Origin of the sequence: Mesorhizobium sp. SEMIA396, from assembly GCF_024518615.1 — a bacterium.
GTDB lineage: Bacteria > Pseudomonadota > Alphaproteobacteria > Rhizobiales > Rhizobiaceae > Mesorhizobium.
This window is the reverse complement of the sequence record NZ_JANIFC010000003.1, coordinates 57925-74338: the sequence shown is the minus strand read 5'-3', so window position 1 is coordinate 74338 and position 16414 is coordinate 57925. Positions and strand designations below refer to the sequence as shown.

At 63.0% G+C, this 16414-nt stretch carries 14 protein-coding genes; 2 read left to right on the top strand and 12 right to left on the bottom strand.

The annotated features are described in order from the left end of the window. Positions 1 to 33 precede the first annotated feature (33 nt). The 5 genes from NP503_RS09785 to NP503_RS09765 all read right to left on the bottom strand — a co-directional run bounded on the left by NP503_RS09785 (position 34) and on the right by NP503_RS09765 (position 6591). Positions 34 to 1146 carry an ABC transporter ATP-binding protein gene (locus NP503_RS09785; protein WP_127267787.1) on the bottom strand — a complete coding sequence of 371 codons (1113 nt, stop codon included), beginning with the start codon at positions 1144 to 1146 and terminating at the stop codon, positions 34 to 36. Between the two features lie 24 nt (positions 1147 to 1170). After that, positions 1171 to 2835, bottom strand: a complete 1665-nt coding sequence (locus NP503_RS09780; RefSeq protein WP_127267788.1) for an alpha-glucosidase family protein — start codon at positions 2833 to 2835, stop codon at positions 1171 to 1173. A gap of 4 nt (positions 2836 to 2839) precedes the next feature. Next, a complete protein-coding gene (locus NP503_RS09775) occupies positions 2840 to 3994 on the bottom strand; it encodes a carbohydrate ABC transporter permease (protein ID WP_127267789.1) in 1155 nt (384 codons plus the stop codon). 1 nt (position 3995) lies between these two features. Further along, on the bottom strand, positions 3996 to 5009 hold the full coding sequence (locus NP503_RS09770) for a carbohydrate ABC transporter permease (protein ID WP_127267790.1): 1014 nt from the start codon (positions 5007 to 5009) through the stop codon (positions 3996 to 3998). Positions 5010 to 5235: 226 nt separating this feature from the next. Next, positions 5236 to 6591: an ABC transporter substrate-binding protein gene (locus tag NP503_RS09765; protein ID WP_127267791.1), complete on the bottom strand. Its 1356-nt coding sequence runs from the start codon at positions 6589 to 6591 to the stop codon at positions 5236 to 5238. 364 nt (positions 6592 to 6955) lie between these two features. On the opposite strand from NP503_RS09765, the gene NP503_RS09760 reads away from it, so the two are divergent. After that, positions 6956 to 7978, top strand: a complete 1023-nt coding sequence (locus tag NP503_RS09760) for a LacI family DNA-binding transcriptional regulator (protein WP_127267792.1) — start codon at positions 6956 to 6958, stop codon at positions 7976 to 7978. An 86-nt stretch (positions 7979 to 8064) separates the two neighbouring features. Here NP503_RS09760 and NP503_RS09755 read toward each other — a convergent pair whose 3' ends face one another. Together NP503_RS09755 and NP503_RS09750 are read right to left on the bottom strand one after the other, a co-directional pair. Continuing rightward, positions 8065 to 9309, bottom strand: a complete 1245-nt coding sequence (locus NP503_RS09755; protein ID WP_127267793.1) for an NAD(P)/FAD-dependent oxidoreductase — start codon at positions 9307 to 9309, stop codon at positions 8065 to 8067. Positions 9310 to 9473: 164 nt separating this feature from the next. Then, positions 9474 to 10382: a LysR family transcriptional regulator gene (locus tag NP503_RS09750; RefSeq protein ID WP_127272264.1), complete on the bottom strand. Its 909-nt coding sequence runs from the start codon at positions 10380 to 10382 to the stop codon at positions 9474 to 9476. Positions 10383 to 10516: 134 nt separating this feature from the next. Between NP503_RS09750 and NP503_RS09745 the strand changes: the two genes are divergently transcribed. After that, positions 10517 to 11011: a hypothetical protein gene (locus tag NP503_RS09745; RefSeq protein ID WP_127271222.1), complete on the top strand. Its 495-nt coding sequence runs from the start codon at positions 10517 to 10519 to the stop codon at positions 11009 to 11011. 11 nt (positions 11012 to 11022) lie between these two features. Here the strand turns inward: NP503_RS09745 and NP503_RS09740 are convergent, their stop codons facing one another. The 5 genes from NP503_RS09740 to NP503_RS09720 all read right to left on the bottom strand — a co-directional run bounded on the left by NP503_RS09740 (position 11023) and on the right by NP503_RS09720 (position 16370). Next, entirely contained in the window at positions 11023 to 12453 is a 1431-nt protein-coding gene (locus tag NP503_RS09740) for a S8 family serine peptidase (RefSeq protein ID WP_127372148.1), read from the bottom strand. Beyond that, positions 12443 to 13111 carry an anti-sigma factor gene (locus NP503_RS09735; RefSeq protein WP_127302105.1) on the bottom strand — a complete coding sequence of 223 codons (669 nt, stop codon included), beginning with the start codon at positions 13109 to 13111 and terminating at the stop codon, positions 12443 to 12445. Before NP503_RS09735 ends, NP503_RS09740 begins: the two co-directional genes overlap by 11 nt. Then, positions 13108 to 13674 carry a sigma-70 family RNA polymerase sigma factor gene (locus NP503_RS09730; RefSeq protein ID WP_127268161.1) on the bottom strand — a complete coding sequence of 189 codons (567 nt, stop codon included), beginning with the start codon at positions 13672 to 13674 and terminating at the stop codon, positions 13108 to 13110. The genes NP503_RS09735 and NP503_RS09730 overlap by 4 nt, the downstream gene beginning before the upstream one ends. A 169-nt stretch (positions 13675 to 13843) precedes the next feature. Then, positions 13844 to 14683, bottom strand: a complete 840-nt coding sequence (locus NP503_RS09725; RefSeq protein ID WP_127268160.1) for an alkaline phosphatase family protein — start codon at positions 14681 to 14683, stop codon at positions 13844 to 13846. A gap of 97 nt (positions 14684 to 14780) precedes the next feature. Beyond that, a complete protein-coding gene (locus NP503_RS09720; RefSeq protein WP_127268159.1) occupies positions 14781 to 16370 on the bottom strand; it encodes an ABC transporter substrate-binding protein in 1590 nt (529 codons plus the stop codon). Positions 16371 to 16414: the final 44 nt, after the last annotated feature.

The window sequence follows — 16414 nt, the reverse complement described above, 5'->3', positions numbered from 1 at the left end:
GCTGCTCTTTTTTGTCCAAGACGCGGTTCTGCCTCAGGCCGCCTTCGCTTCAGCCTCATGAAGGGCAAACGACCGTCCGTCAGCGTCGAAGAGATGCAGGTCCTCGCCATTGGCGCTCAGCCGCAATGTCGAACCGCGCTTGACCTCGACATTGCCGGGCAGCTTGGTCACCAGCGGCAGGTCGGCGCGACCGATGTCGACATAGACCAGCTGCACCTCGCCGAGCTGCTCGACATAGTCGACCGTCCCCTCGAACAGATAGTCCGCGCCGCTGGCGATGATCAGGTCCTCCGGCCGCACGCCAAAACTCACCGCAGCGCCCTTTGCCGAAGCCGGCGTCGCGATCGGCACGGTTGCCTTGCGTCCGCCGACATGGCTGACGACGGTCGGATTGCCTGATTTGTCGATGGTTGCGGGCAGGATATTCATGGCCGGCGAGCCGATGAATTGCGCAACGAACAGATTGCCGGGCTTCTTGTAGAGGTCCATCGGCGTGCCGACCTGCTCGATATGGCCGTCCTTGAGCACCACGATGCGGTCGGCGAGCGTCATTGCCTCGACCTGGTCGTGGGTGACGTAGATCATGGTCGTGTTGGGCATCGATTCCTTGAGCTTGGCGATTTCGATGCGGGTGGCGACTCGCAGCGCCGCATCAAGGTTCGAAAGCGGCTCGTCGAACAGGAACACCTTCGGATTGCGCACGATGGCCCGGCCGATGGCGACGCGCTGGCGCTGGCCGCCCGACATCGCCTTGGGCAGGCGGTCGAGATATTTGGTCAGCTGCAGGATCTCGGCGGCCTGACGCACGCGGCGGTCGATCTCGGCCTTGTTCTCTTTGCCGATCTTCATCGAGAACGCCATGTTGTCGTAGACGGTCATGTGCGGGTAGAGCGCGTAGGACTGGAACACCATGGCGATGCCCCGTTTCGACGGCGGCACGTCGTTCACCACTTCGCCGGCTATTCTGAGCTCGCCGGAGGTGATTTCCTCGAGCCCGGCGATCGATCTCAGCAATGTCGACTTGCCGCAGCCCGACGGGCCGACGAAGACGATGAACTCGCCCGATTTAATATCGAGGTCGATGCCGTGGAGAATGTTCAGATTGCCGTAGGACTTCTTCACTTGTCTTAGCGTGACATCGGCCATTTGGTTTCCTCCAGTGATTGGAATTCAGTCGAGACGCCCGAACCAGGCGCCGTAGCCGCCAAGCTCGATGGAACCGCTGTTCGCCTGCCCCGAAAATCCGTGCCCGGGCAGAGGTTGCAGCGATCGGCCGCCAAGGTCAACCTTGGCCGGCCCGGCTCCCAGATTGAAGACGCAGACGATCTGCTCGTTGCCTGCGCGGCGCGTGAAGGCGACGGTGTCGCCCTCACTTTCGATGAAGGTGATGTCGCCCTTGGCGAGCGCCGGATGGGCACGCCGGAAGGTGAGAAAGCGCCGGTAGTGCTCGAGCAGCGAAGCCTCGTCGCCCTGCTGGACATTGACCGCTTGCGCCAGATGCTTGGCCGGCACCGGCAGCCAGGGCTTTGCCTGGGAGAAGCCGCCATTCTTGGCGCTGCCATCCCACACCATTGGCGTGCGGCAGCCGTCGCGGCCCTTGAATTCCGGCCAGAAGCGGATGCCGTAGGGATCCTGCAGATCCTCGAACCGCAGCTCTGCCTCACCGAGCCCAAGCTCCTCGCCCTGGTAGATGCAGACCGAACCGCGCAACGACATCAGCAGCGCCGAGATGACCTTGAGGTAGGCGGTCGGGTCGGCCTCATTGGCGGCCCAGCGCGAGGCCGGGCGCATCACGTCGTGGTTGGAGAAGGCCCAGCACGACCAGCCGTCGCTGGCGACTTTGCCGAAGGATTCCAGCACCGAGCGGACCTTGCCCGCGCTGATCTTTTCCGGCGCCAGGAAATCGAAGGAGTAGCACATGTGCACGCGCTTGCCGCCTGCGGTGTAGGCGGCAACCACTTCAAGCCCGCGCTGCGAATCGCCGACCTCGCCGACCGCTGCGGTTGCCGGATACTCATCGAGCAGGGCACGGAACCGTTCGAGGAAGCCGAGGTTCTCGGGCCGGCTCTTGTCGTAGAGATGGTCCTGGTAGTTGTAGGGGTTGACCGCCGGCGCGGTCTGGTCGTTGCGCTCTTCCGGCGGCAGCGGCGGATTGTTTTCCAGGCCCTGGCTGTGGAAGTAGAAATTGATGGTATCGAGCCGGAAACCGTCGACGCCGCGCTCCAGCCAGAAGCGGGTGACGTCGAGCAATGCGTCCTGGACTTCGTGGTTGTGAAAGTTGAGGTCGGGCTGTTCGGCCAGGAAATTGTGCATGTAATATTGCTGGCGGCTGGTGTCCCATTGCCACGCCGAGCCGCCGAAGATCGACAGCCAGTTGTTGGGCGGTGTGCCGTCCGGCCTGGCGTCTGCCCAGACGTACCAATCGGCTTTCGGGTTGCTGCGGCTCGACCGGCTTTCCTTGAACCAGGGATGACTGTCGGCAGTGTGCGACAGCACCTCGTCGATCATCACCTTCAAGCCCAGCCTGTGTGCCTCGGCGGTCAGCGCGTCGAAATCGGCCAGCGTGCCGAACATCGGATCGACATCGCAGTAATCCGTCACGTCATAGCCGAAATCCTTCATCGGCGACTTGAAGAACGGCGAGATCCAGATGGCATCCGCGCCGAGTGCGGCGATATAGGAGAGGCGGCCTATGATGCCCTTGAGATCGCCGATGCCGTCGCCATTCGAGTCCTGATAGCTGCGCGGATAGATCTGGTAGATCACCGCGCCCCGCCACCAGTCGCGATCGATGGCGAGGTCAGGCTTCGAGCTGGCCTTCAAAGCGGATTGCATCGTCTCAGCCTCCTTTCACCGAGCCGGCAAGCAGCCCGCGGACAAAATAGCGCTGCAGCGAGAAGAACACGATCAGCGGTACGATGATGGTCACGAAAGCCGATGTCGTCAGAATCTCCCAGTCGCCGCCGCGCGAGCCCAACAGCGCGTTGAGCTTGGCGGTCAGCACGATCTGGTCTGCCTCTGTACCGAGGAAAACCATCGCCACCAGCAGATCGTTCCATACCCACAGGAACTGGAAGATGGCAAACGAAGCCAGCACCGGGAACGACAGCGGCAAGACGATCTTGACGAAGATCTCGAAATCGCTGGCGCCATCGATGCGCGCCGATTCCATGATTTCGCGCGGCAGGCCGGCAATGTAGCTGCGCAGCAGGTAGATGGCGAAGGGCAGGCCGAAGCCGGTATGCGCCAGCCAGATGCCGAGATAGGTCTTCGACGGCATGCCGAAGAAAGCGCCGACGCCGTTGTAGAGCTTCAACAGCGGGATCAGCGACATCTGCAATGGCACCACCAGCAGGCCGATGATGACGGCGATCAGCAGCGCCCGGCCGGGAAACCGCATCCAGGCCAGCGCATAGGCGGCAAAGGCGGCGATCAGGATCGGGATGACGGTAGCCGGAATGGTGACGGTCAGGGAATTCATGAATGACCGTCCGATGCCTTCGGAGAACAGCACGGTTCTGTAATTGTCGGTGGTGAATTTCGGCGGCGCCGACGAAGCATAATAGACGCGCTGGCCGCGATCGCCTTCGAATGCTTTCGGGGAATGCATGATGAAGCTGCCGTCGGCATTGAGCTGCAAGGTCACGCCGTCGCCGAGATCGGCTGTGGTGCCGGCGGGATATTGCGTCGGTGTCGCCGATTTGACCCCGAAGGCGCTGATGTCGCGCTTGGCGCCGTCGCCGAAGATATTGCCCTCGAGGACGAACTTGCCGTCCTTCTCGACTTGCGCCGAGGCGGGCGGGAGCCGGCCTGCTTCCGTCTGGGTGGAACTGGCGAACGAGTTCCACCAGCCCGAGGCGATGATCTGGTTCTTGTCGCGCAGCGACGAGACCAGGATGCCGAGCGTCGGTATGGTCCAGATCGCGACGAAGATGAGCACGGCGATGTGGACGCCAAAACGGCTGGCGAAGGAATTTCCGGCCGCGACGGCCATCTCAATGTCCTCCCGTCTCTTTGTTCGCCTGGCGGATGTTCCAGACCATGATCGGAATGACGGCAATCATGATGATGATGGCGATGGTGGCGCCGCGGCCGAAATCGCCGCCGCCGCGGAACATCCAGTCGAACATCAGATTGGCCAGCACCTGGCTGTTCCACTGGCCGTTGGTCATGGTCAGCACGATGTCGAACACTTTGAGCACCAGGATGGTGATCGTGGTCCAGACCACGGCGATGGTGCCCCAGATCTGCGGCACCATGATCTTCCAGAAGATCTGGAACGGATTGGCGCCGTCGATGACGGCGGCTTCCAGCGTTTCTTCGGGAATGCCGCGCAGGGCGGAAGACAGGATGACCATAGCAAAGCCGGTCTGGATCCAGATCAGGATGATCATCAGGAAGAAATTGTTCCAGAACGGCAGCGATATCCAGACCTGCGGCTGGCCGCCGAAATGCTGGATGATGGCGTTGAGGATGCCGATCTGCGTCTGGCCGTCGCCCCGATACTCGTAGATGAATTTCCAGATCACGCTGGCGCCGACGAAGGAGATCGCCAACGGCAGGAAGATCAGGCTCTTGGCGATCGTGCCCCACCAGATCTTGTCCGTAAGCACGGCGATGATCAGCCCGAGGAAGGTGCAGGCGGCCGGCACCACCGCCAGCCAGATGATGTTGTTGAGGATCGAGTTGCGGAACTCGCGATCGCCGAACGCCCATTGATAGTTCGCCAAGCCGACGAAATTGATGCCGCTGCGATCGAGGAACGACAGCCGCAGCGTCTCGACCACCGGATAGATCAGGTAAATGGTGAGGATGATCATCGCCGGGCCGACGAACAGCCATGGCCGGACCAGCCCTTGCCGGCGCAGATTGTCGATGGCCGCGGCACCCGCGACGCCGCGTGACGGGAATATCAGGTCGACCAGTTTGTTGGCGCCCCAGAAATAGGCGACGCAACCGCCGACGCCGACGATGATGACTGTTATGGCCGAGAAAATCTGAGCCGCCATGGGTCCCTCTCCCCCTGCGCATGACCCGACAAGGAATGACCTTGGTAACGGAGACCAGGCGCCGATTCAGTTGTTTGGAGCGCGTCATCGGCGGCTTGCGCACATTGCCGATCGCGCTTCATTTCAATGCGCTCATGACGAAAGGCTGCGGCACGGGCCGCCGTCGGATCCGGGCCAGTACGGTCCGGATCCAGTGCGAGAATGGTGGTCGCTTACATGCCGACCGCTACTTGATCGCGTCCCAGCTCTTCTGGATGTCGGTGGCGACGTCCTGCGCCGACTTGCCGCCGACCAGGTCGATCATGCCGGTCCAGAACGCGCCGGCGCCGATCTTGCCCGGCATCAGGTCGGAACCGTCGAAGCGGAAAGTCGAGGCATTGGCGAGGATTTCGCCCTGCTTCTTCAGCGCGTCGCTGGCATAGGCATCCTTGTTGACCGACTTGAGCGGCGTCACGAAGCCGCCTTCGGCCATCCAGATCTCGTGGGCGAGCGGCATCTTCAGGAATTCGATGAATGCGCGCGCGCTCTTGCTGTCCTTGGTGATCATCGCCAGCGTACCGGCGCCGAGCACGGGCGTGCCCAGTTCAGGCTTGGAGGCATAGGGCGGGAAGTAGAAGAAGTCCGCGTCCTGGCCGACCTTGGTACCTTCCGGGAAGAAGGTCGGGATGAACGATGCCTGATGGTGCAGGTAGCATTTCGGCGGCACCGAAAAGAGGCCCTTCGGGCTGTCGCGGAAATCGGTCGCCGCGACCGCCTTGGCGCCGCCATCGACCATCTTGTCGTCGGTCGCGATCTTGCCGAAAATGTCGATGGCGTTGACCACTGCGGGGTCGTTGAACGGGATCTCGTTCTTCACCCATTTGTCGTAGACCTCCGGAGGCTGGGTGCGCAGCATCAGGTCTTCGACCCAGTCGGTCGCCGGCCAGCCGGTGGCGCCGCCGGAGCCGAGGCCGATGCACCACGGCTTGCCGCCATCGGCGATGATCTTCTTTTCGAGATCGGCAAGTTCTTCCTGCGTTTTCGGCACCTTGTAGCCGGCTTCCTCGAAATTATCCGGCGAATACCAGACCAGCGACTTCACATCGGCCTTATAAGGGAAGGCGAAGAAGCCCGGCTTGCCGTCCTTGTCCTTAAAGGTGCCGAGATCGACCCATGACTGGCCGGCACCGTAATTGTCCTTGACCCATTTGGCGGTGTCGTCACCGAGCGGCGTCAAAAGGCCCTTCGACGCCAGGTCCTGGATAAGACCCGGCTGCGGCAGCACGGCGATGTTCGGCGGGCTGCCGGCCTGCGTGTCGATGACGATCTGCTGCTCGTAATTCTCCGAGGAGGAGTATTTGATCTCGACGCCGGTGGCTTCCGAGAAATAGTCGAGAACGCCGCGCACCAGGCCTTCGTCCTCGCCGCGCCACGGTCCGAAGATCGACAGCGTCTCACCCTTGAGGTCGACTTTCTTGAGCTCTTCGTAGTTCGCCCAGTTGAAGCGCTTGTCTTCGCCGGGCTTGAACTTCAGTTCGGCCTGCGCGGGCGCGTTCAGGGCGAACGTGGCAAACGCCGCACCCAGCAAAAGCATTTTCTTCATCGGTATTCCTCCCAGTGGGTCTCACACACCGGACGGAACCTCCATTCCGCCCGCCGACGCCGCAGGACTGTGACTCAGTCGGAAAGGAACCGCAACCTTTCGAAGAGTCTTCCAAAGCGCTTTGGCTTTCTCGATCACGCCATTGAATTGCTGGGAAGTCAAGAGGCCGGGCGGATTAATCGATTTAGGTTCGCGCATTTGCGCCCCTAAAAGTGCGCTGCAACATGCTATTATGGCGATGCAGCAGCAATTTTTGTTTCAAATACGCCCGAACCGCGTCTATGGTTCGGCTTGGTATGGCTCGGCCCCGCTGGGACTTGGGTCGATTCAATTTAAAAGCGCTTTGAGGGAATGGAGACCTTTCGTGAACCTCAAGCAGCTCGCCCATATGCTGGCACTTTCGCAAACCACGGTAAGCCGTGCGCTGAACGGCTATCCCGAGGTCAACGAGGAGACGCGCAGGCGTGTCATGGATGCCGCCAAGCGCCATGGCTATCGTCCCAATCCGAGCGCGCGCCGGCTGGCGACCGGCAAGACCGGCATGATCGGCTATGTCCTGCCGACCGGTGCGTCGGTCGACATCGATCCGCATTTCGTCGAGTTCCTGTCCGGCCTTGGTGACTATGCCCGTTCGCACGAGCTTGACCTTGTGCTGTCGCCGGCCGACGCCGACGACCAGGAGACGACCTACCGGCGCATCGTCGCCAACAGGCAGGTCGATGCCGTCTACATCTCCTCGCCAAGGCCCGCTGACCGGCGCGTGGCGCTGGTCAACACGCTCGGCATTCCCTTCATCGTCCATGGCCGCAGTGAGGGCTTCGACTTCGACTATGCTTTTACCGACATCGACAATGAGGGCGCCTTCCACGAGGCGGCCAGGCTGCTGATCCAACTAGGTCATCGGCGGCTGGCGTTGATCAACGGTGACGACCGCGAGACCTTCGCCATCCATCGCGAACGCGGCGTGCGCCGGGCGCTCGCCGCGAGCGGACTGTCATTGAGCGAACGCCATGTCTGCTCGGTCGATATGACCGAGGAGAACGGCTATCGCGCCACCAGGCGTTTGCTGGAAGAGGACGACGCGCCGACGGCGATCGCCTGCTCCAGCCTGATCATGGCGCTGGGCGTCGTGCGCGCCGTACGCGACCTCGGCCTGAGCATTCCGAGCGACGTCTCGCTGATCGCCCACGACGATGTCTTCCCCTGGCTGAGGCCGGAGAATTTCTCGGTGCCGCTGTCGACGACGCGTTCATCGATCCGTCTCGCCGGCGCCCGTGTCGCCGAGCGGCTGGCGGCACGGATTTCAGGACTGGAGGAGGGGGCGCGAGGCGAGGTCTGGCCGGTCGACCTGGTGGTCAGGGGATCCGTGGCGGGGGCGCCTGCGTAGCTGGAGATCAAACCCATGCTCTGCGGGAACCGAGTTGAGACGCGACACCCGGTTTACCCAATCATGGATCGGCTGTGTCCAGTCCGTCACGAACGCCCGACGATGTGTTCGACAAGGCGGTGCGCCTCCTCGGCAATCGCTAATATTATGCCCGATTTGCGCGTGGAGGCGAAATCTAAGCCGGCGAAGTAGATACCTGGCTGCGCAGCCACGCCATCCTCATGAACGGGCCGTCCCTGCGAGTCGAGCACCCCAGGGAGGTTCACCCAACTGAAATCACCCCGGAAGCCAGTACACCACACCACGGTCGTTATGCCGGACACGGCAACATCAAGAGAACGAATAGTCGGGTCCGGCAGATATGCCGCGACAGTCTCCGCAGGATTGGGTTCCGAAACGGGAGCATCGATTCCGGAGCGACTGATATATTCGTCGATATAGCGTTTGACGTTGGCGGAGGCTTCATCCCCAAAACGAATATGGGCTTCGAGATCGTCGGCGAACGAGAGGCGGCCGCCTTCCTCGACGCCTGCGAACCGGCCCAGCAGCACGATACCTCGGGCGCTGAGCGCTTGGAGGCTAATGGTGCGTTCTGCCCCAAGCAGACCACGAGCCGGAATGCGTTCCGCAAGACGGATTATCTCCTCTCGACGCACGTCGAGAAACCCGCTCTCGACCAGCCACATCATAATGTGGCGACCTCGGTAGCTCCGAGAGAGTCTTCCAACCCGGCTTGTGGCAAGGAAGACCGTTCGGCCTGCTTCTGCCAAGTCCTCTGCGATCTGGCCACCCGACTGGCCGCCTCCGACAACCAGCACCGCTCCATCAGCGAGATCGGCGGCGCTGCGGTAATCGGAAGCATCGATCTGGCAGAGGCCGGGCGGCAGCGAACCGGCCCAAATTGGGCGCACCGGACAATTCAGGTCGCCGCTTGCGATCACCACGTTCCGCGCCAAAACTGTGCCGCGTGAAGTGGTTAGCCTATATTCGCCATTATTGTGTCCACTGGCGAGTTCGGTCACGGCAGTATCCTGTTCGACAGGGAGGCCGTGCCGCTTGGCGAAATCCTCGAGGAGTGCGACGAATTCGTCGCACGTCAGGGTACCGGACGGATCCGAACCGTCATAGCAGTCGCCTGGCATCACGGTCTGCACGTTGGGGGTATTCATCCGGAAAGAGTCCCACCGCTGTGTGCGCCAGGTCTCTCCGATGCGGCCTCTCTCCAGTATCCTGTGGCTTAGGCCCCGCCGTGCCAGCGAATGGCTGATGCCCAGGCCGGCCCAGCCGGCCCCGACGACCACCGCATCGAGGACATTGGCGTTACTCGTCATTGCCGCAATCCCGATGCTAGTGCATGTCGCCCAAAAATGGCGTCCGCATAGTCTCCCCGAAGGTGCGAGGGCAAGATAGCAGTTCTGTCGGCTCACGCCACGATCAAAATCTCGCCCGACGCCGGCAGTGGGGAGGCCACCGCAAGGGGCTGGATTCCGATATCTCACGCCGCGGATTTGAGGTGGTCGATGAAGGCGCGCAGCTTCGGCAGGACTTGGCGCTTGCCGGGATGATACAGGAAGACGCCCGGCGTCGTGGCGGCGATGCCGTCCAGCACCGGTTCGAGTTTACCTTCGGCTATCGGACCTTCAGCGATTGGTCGAGGCGTCTGCGCCAGCCCGACGCCCCGCATCGCGGCCCCGAGCAATGTCGGATAATCGTGCGCAATCAGCGGGCCTGAGAGCATCGCCTCGATCGCCTCGTTGCCGTCGACGAAAGCCCAGGGCGCAATGGCGCCATTCGAACGGCGCAAGCGCAGGCAGGCGTGGTTGCGCAAATCGTCGACGCGTTCGGGGTGGCCATGGCGTTTGAGATAGTCAGGGCTGCCGACGACCACGAAGGAAAATGACGGGGTTAGCCGCACCGCGACCATGTCGACCGCGATGAACTGGCCAAGACGGATACCGGCATCGAACCCGCCGGCCGCGAGATCGACCATCTCGTCGCTCGCGGCGATCTCCAGTTCGATCTCGGGATAGGCCCGGCAGAACGACGCGATCATCGGCTCCAGGATCAAGGGCACGACGGCGCGGGGTACGGACAGGCGCAGCAGACCGGTCGGCCGCCGGCCGATGTCACGCACCGCCTCGCCGGCCGCCACAAGTTCTTCGAAAGCAGGGCCGGCACGGTCGAGGAACCGTTGGCCAGGCTCGCTCAAGCCGACACTCCGCGTTGTGCGAACGAACAACGCCGCACCCATGCGTGTTTCCAGCGCGCGCACCGCCTGGCTCACGGCGGACGGTGTCACGCCGAGTTCCGCTGCGGCGCGGCGGAAGTTGCGGTGCCTGGCGACGGCCAGGAATGCCTCGACGCCCTCCAGCGCTCCGTGCCGGACTGTGTAGTTCTGCTTCATGGGTTGTTGTGATTACAGCGGATGGTCGAATTATGGAAGCGGGCTTAGTAGGTCGGTCAAGGTAGTCCGCCAAGGGCTGCCCTGCGTCTCACGCGGTGTCGGAGGTCGCATGAACCAGTTTCGAGAGAGGCCAGATGTCAACCGAGGTCGTGTTCCAAATCCATCTTGTTCTGGGCTATGTCGCGTGGCTGCTTTGCTTCGCCGTATACGGTTTGCCGTGGCTCAGGTCTATGGACCGGGTCGCGACGCAACGCGCTGTCGCCACTCTGCACAGCTTCCGCTTCTTCGGGCTGGTCTTCCTCGTTCCGGGTGTCGTCGGCCCCGATTTGCCTGCCGGCTTTGCCGTGTTTGCTGCCTACGGCGACCTCATAACAGGAGTGCTGGCCATGCTGGCGCTGGTCACGGCAAGGATACCTCGGATCTTCTGGGCGCTCGTCGTTGCCTTCAATCTGGTCGGGACTGTCGACCTCGTCGTAGACTATTACCACGCCATCCAGGTCGGCCTTCCCCAGCGTGCGGGCGAACTGGGCGCCACCTACGCGATCCCGATCATCTACGTGCCGCTGCTGATGATCACGCACACCGTCGCGCTCTATTTTCTGGTGCGTCCTCCGCAAGCCGCGACTTGACCTGTCGCAGACTAATCCTTTGCCGCCGCCCTGATGTCCAGCAGACCGTAGCCGAAATCATTGTCGCGTCCCTTGGGGCCGAGATCCCTGGCCGTCGCCGCGAGCGCCTTCTCGATGCCGTCGGCCGTTCGACCGGGCGCGGCGTGGATGAGATTGGCGATGGCGCCGCTCACGATCGCCGCCGCAAACGAGGTACCGGTGACCACGTCCGAGCCGGCGCCGCTCGGCGCCACCATCTCGACGCCAGGCGCCGAGATGAAGACATAGGCGCCGCGATTGGCCTGCGGCATCAGCCCGTCCTTGGCATCAGTGGCGGTGACTGCGATGACACCATCGAAAGCCGCCGGATAGCCATAGGGCGCCTTCGGCCCGTTGTTGCCGGCTGCGGCGACCAGCACCATGCCGAGTGCGCGGGCATTGCGGCAGGCGACGCCGAGCAAATCGTTCTTCGGCCCGACGAAGCTCATATTGATGATGCGCACGTCCTGTTCCGCCGCCCAGTCGAGCGCCGACAGGATGACGTCCATGGTCGACTTGCCGCCCTCGAAGGCGCGGGCGTGATAGATCTTTGCGCCCGGCGCCATGCCTTCCAGCACGCCGACGCCGGCGATCAGCCCGTCGATCGACGTGCCGTGATCGCGCTTTTCGATCGGCACGTCGGGCATGGCGTCGAACTGCCCGGCAATGACGCCCGACAGCGCCGGGTTGGTGTCGTCGATGCCAGTGTCGATCACCGCGATGCGGACGTTTTCGCCGCTGGCCTGCTTGGCATCGAGCGCGATACGATCGAACGCATAGTTGACGATGCCGGCGGCCTGCTGCAGCGAATAGACATGGTTGGGCTCGCGCCGCTGGGTGCGGCCGTCGGCGGCCAGTTGCGCCAGCACGACGCCGACGGGCCGGCCGTCGGGAATGCCGAAGCGCACAAGCGTGGTGCCAAGCAGAAGCGACTGGCGCTGCGAGCGCACCTGCAGGCCGAAAGAAGCGGCGATCTGCTGGACGGCGCCGGCATCGCCGTCGACGGTCACCAGCACCTCGTCGGGCACGAAATCGCCGACCACCGCGCGCGGCGGCTGAACGGCAATGAGATCGGTCGGCGAGACGATCGGGCCACCGGGCGGGGGGCCGGCTTGGTTATCGGCAGGCGGCGTCGCGGGTGCCGGCCGTGGCGTCGGCACAGGGGTCGGAGGCGCCGCCGGGTTAGGAAACAGGTCGACGATCAGCGCCGGCAGGAAGACGGCGCCGGATTGGCCTGCGTCCGATCCGCCCTTTGTGTCGCTGCCATCCTTGGCGCAGTCGGCTCCCGCCGCATTGGTCCCATCGCCGCAGTCGATTTGCGTCCGATCAGGATTGGCGCTGCTGGTCTGCGCCGACGCGGGCACGGCGATCGCCATCGCCGTCGCAAGCACTGCCGCAAATCGAATGACCGCCTCAGCCGCCATCAACCGGTTTCCTTCCCTCGATCACAGTTTCCGCGAAGGGCTGGGCGGCAATGAGGCCGATTTGCTTGGTGTAGTCGGCTGCGTTGGCAGCCGGGATGCCAAGCCGGAACACGCCGTCGGCGGTCGGTCCGCCGACGATCTTCATGCCGTTGCTGCCGAGGAAGGCGGATATGTCCGACATCCTGGCATCCGGCTTGAACTTGACCAGCGCGAACGGCATTTTCGCCGGATCGTTTTCCGCGCCGGCAATCTCGAAATCATTGCCCTTGCCGCCGGGTTCGACAAACGACTGCACCATGACCAGGGCCAGCAGAACCGCGGCTGCCGCCCAGGCGACACCGACCGGCACCGCCATGAAGCGGCCCCAGGCCTGCGCCAGCCAGGACGATCCTGCCGGCTTGCGCGCAGGCCCGGCCTCGGCGTCGAGTGCCTTGGCAAAGCGGCTGAGCGCATCGGCCGGCGGCCGGATTGCTTCGTTGGCGGCCGTGGCGCCGGAGAATTCGGCTTCAGCCTCGCCAAGGGCGGCAAGTGCGGCCGGATCGCTGGCCAGCCATTCCTCGACCGCTTCCAGGTCGGAACCTTCCAGCGAGCCGTTCAGGTAGAACGGCAGCAGCGTTTCCATTTCGTCGCGGCGCGACATCTTTTCAGCGGCGCTCATGGCCACCCCCTGTCGTAACCGGCGGCCTTGAGGGCCTCTCCGAGTTTCTTGCGGGCGTAGAACATCCGGGTCTTGACGGTGGCGACCGGAATGTCGAGCACCTCGCCGATCTCGCTCACCGATTGTCCGTGATAATAGGCAAGATCGATGACCACGCGATGCTCTTCGGGCAAGGTGTCGACGAAGCGCCGCAGGGCGGCGGCCTTGTCTTCCTTCATGGTGACGACTTCCGGCGTGTCGGCGCCGTCGGGCACCGCGGCGGCGGCCTCGTCGTCGATCCAGTCTTCCTTCTTCTTGCGCAGAAAGGACAGCGCCTTGAAACGGGCGATGCCGAGCAGCCATGTCGAGACTTCGGAACGCCCTTCGAAGCCGGGCGCCTGGCGCCATAGCTCGAGGAAGACTTCGTTGGCGATATCGTCGGCCATCATTTCCGATCCCGTCTGGCGCGCCACGAAGCGGTAGACCCGCGCGTGGTGACGCATGAACAGGAGCCGCACGGCGGCACGGTCGCCCTTCGCGACCCGGTCGACGAGAGCGCGATCGGTCTCCGTCGCTGCCGTCATGGCCGGTCGAGCCGCCTGGCTCCTGTCTGCTCTGTCGCTGATCGGTCCAAAAAGGTTCATCCTCCGCCAAGGAATTTTGCGGAGGCTAACCGAAGTAAGGAAGTGTTGCCAGAGGCAGGGTCTTCCCTTCCCCCCACAAGGGGGGAAGGGAAGAGTTCTGCGCGCCCGCTCACCCCAAGAAAGATTTAGCCTTCATCGCCTCCGGTATTGCCACACCCAGCCGGCTCAGCACTGTCGGCGCCAGCTGCAGCTGGTCGAGCAGCGTGTCGGCCTGCGGACCCTTACCTTGTCCAAAATAGTACAGCGCGAAATCCTGCATCTCGTCGTCATGGCCGCCATGATGGCCACGATCGGTCTGGCCGTGATCGGCGGTGACAATCACCTCATAGCCGGCTTCGATCCAGCGCGGCAGGAAGGCGGCCAGCATCCCGTCCATCGCATAGACGGCATGGTCCATCTCGTGGCAGTCGTGGCCGAAGCGGTGTCCCATCGAGTCCAGCGTGCAGGTGTGCAGGATGCCGTAGTCGATGCCATGGCGTTTCGTCAGCATCGTCAGCGTCGCGAACAGGTCGACATCGCTCGGCGTCATCTGGTTGCGAAGGTTGTAACCGGTCATGGTGTGGAAGCGGCCATGCGTGATCGGCCCGCTTGGCTCGTCGAATTCCATGTCCTCGACCAGGTCGAACGGATAGCCGCGGAAGAATTCCGACCAGTAGGAATGGGTCACCGCCCCCGTCTTGCCGCCTGCCTTGCTGACTTCGGAGAAGATATCGGGCTGCTCGACGCGGAACCGGTTCTCGTTGGAGAGAATCCCGTGCACCTGCGGTGAGACCCCGGTGTGGATCGACGCATAGCAGCAGGCCGAGGTCGACGGCAGCACCGAGCGCATCTTCCAGACGCGCGCCTCGCCCGATTGCACCCAGCCTTCGAGATTGCCCATCAGCCGGCGCCAGTTCCGGTAAGGCACGCCGTCGAGGATGATCAGCAGAAGCTTGGACTTGAGCGCCATGGGCTGCTCCATGCGGTTGGCGGTTGAAGCGGGACGCCGTGTGCCGTCTTGGGCACACGGCGTTCTTGATTGATGAAATCGGACGATCAGAGTCCGCTCAAGCGTTGAGCCAGCACTCGGCAAGCGCGTAGCCGTCCATCATTTCGCCGATAGGGCTCTTGGCATAGCCGCCGATCTTGCTGGTGGCGGCCGCGTCGATGAACTGGTTGAAGAAGGGCACGATCAGCCCGCCTTCGTCACGCATCATAACTGCCATATCGTGGTAGATCGCCTGGCGCTTGGCCTGGTCGAGCTCGCCGCGCGCGGTAAACAGCATCTTGTCGAATTCCGGCCGCTTGAAGCGCGTGTCGTTCCAGTCGGCGGTCGAGACATAGCCGGTGGAATACATCTGGTCCTGCGTCGCGCGTCCGCCCCAGTAGGAGAGCGAGAAAGGCTGCTTGTTCCAGACCTCCGACCAGTAGCCGTCGCCGGGCTCGCGCTTGATCTCGATCTTGATGCCGGCTTTGGCGCAGGACTGCTGATAGAGCTGTGCGGCATCGACGGCGCCCGGGAAGGCGACGTCCGAGGTGCGCAGCACGATCGAGCCGCTGTGGCCCGATTTCTTATAGGCTGCCGCCGCCTTGTCCGGATCGAACTTGCGCTGCTCGATGTCGGCGGAAAACAGCGGATAGGCCTCGTTGATCGGGAAGTCGTTACCTACCGAGCCATAGCCGCGCAGGATCTTTTCCAGCATCTCGTCGCGGTCCATGGCAAGCTTCAGCGCCATCCGCAGATCGTTGCTGTCGAAGGGGGCGGTGTCGCAGAACATGTTGAACGGGTAGTAGCCCTTGCCCGAGACGTTCTCGATGGAAACGCCCGCGATGCGCTTGACCAGATCGACGACCTTCGGCTCGACGCGGTTGATCATGTGCACCTGGCCGCCCTGCAGGGCGGCAAGCCGTGCGGTCGCGTCATTGATGACGATGATCTCGACCTGGTCGGCATGGCCGGCCTTGTCGCCCAGCCAGTAATTGGCGAAGCGCTCGCCGCCATGGCGCACGCCGGGCTGGTTGACGCTAACCTTATAGGGACCGGCGCTGATGCCGGCGTTCGGATCGTCCTTGCCACCATTCGGCTGGATGGTGAGATGGTAGTCGGCCATCAGATAGGGGAAGTCGGCATCGGCGTCGCCGAGCGTGACGATGACCTCCTTGCCGCTCGCCTTGATCCCCTTGATGTTCTTGAGGATGCCGAGTGCTCCGGACTTGGACTTCTCGTCCGCATGGCGCTCAATGGTGGCAGCAACATCCTCCGCGCCGACCGTCTTGCCATTGTGGAACTCGATGCCGTCGCGGATCTTGATTGTCCATGTCTTGGCGTCGGCCGAGGCGCCAATCTCCTCGGCAATCAGGTTGACCAGCTTGTTGTCCGGGGTGAGGCGCACGAGATACTCGCCCCAAAGCTTGCCGAAGCTGAAGGTAACCTGGCTGAGGTTCAGCGCCGGATCGAGGCTGTTGGTGGATTCACCGCCCTGCAGACCGGCCTTGATGATACCGCCCTTCACCGCCGTCTGGGCAAATGCCTTGCCGGCCAGCGCCGGCATCAGGGCCGCCGATACGCCGAGCGCGGCGGCGCGCCCAAGAAAGGCGCGGCGCGATATCCGGCCTTGACCGGCGAGTTCGGCGAGATAATCGAGTTCAGTCTTCATGTCCTACCCCTGTTTTAAAAGTCGTGCGAGCAGCGCTCGTCCCG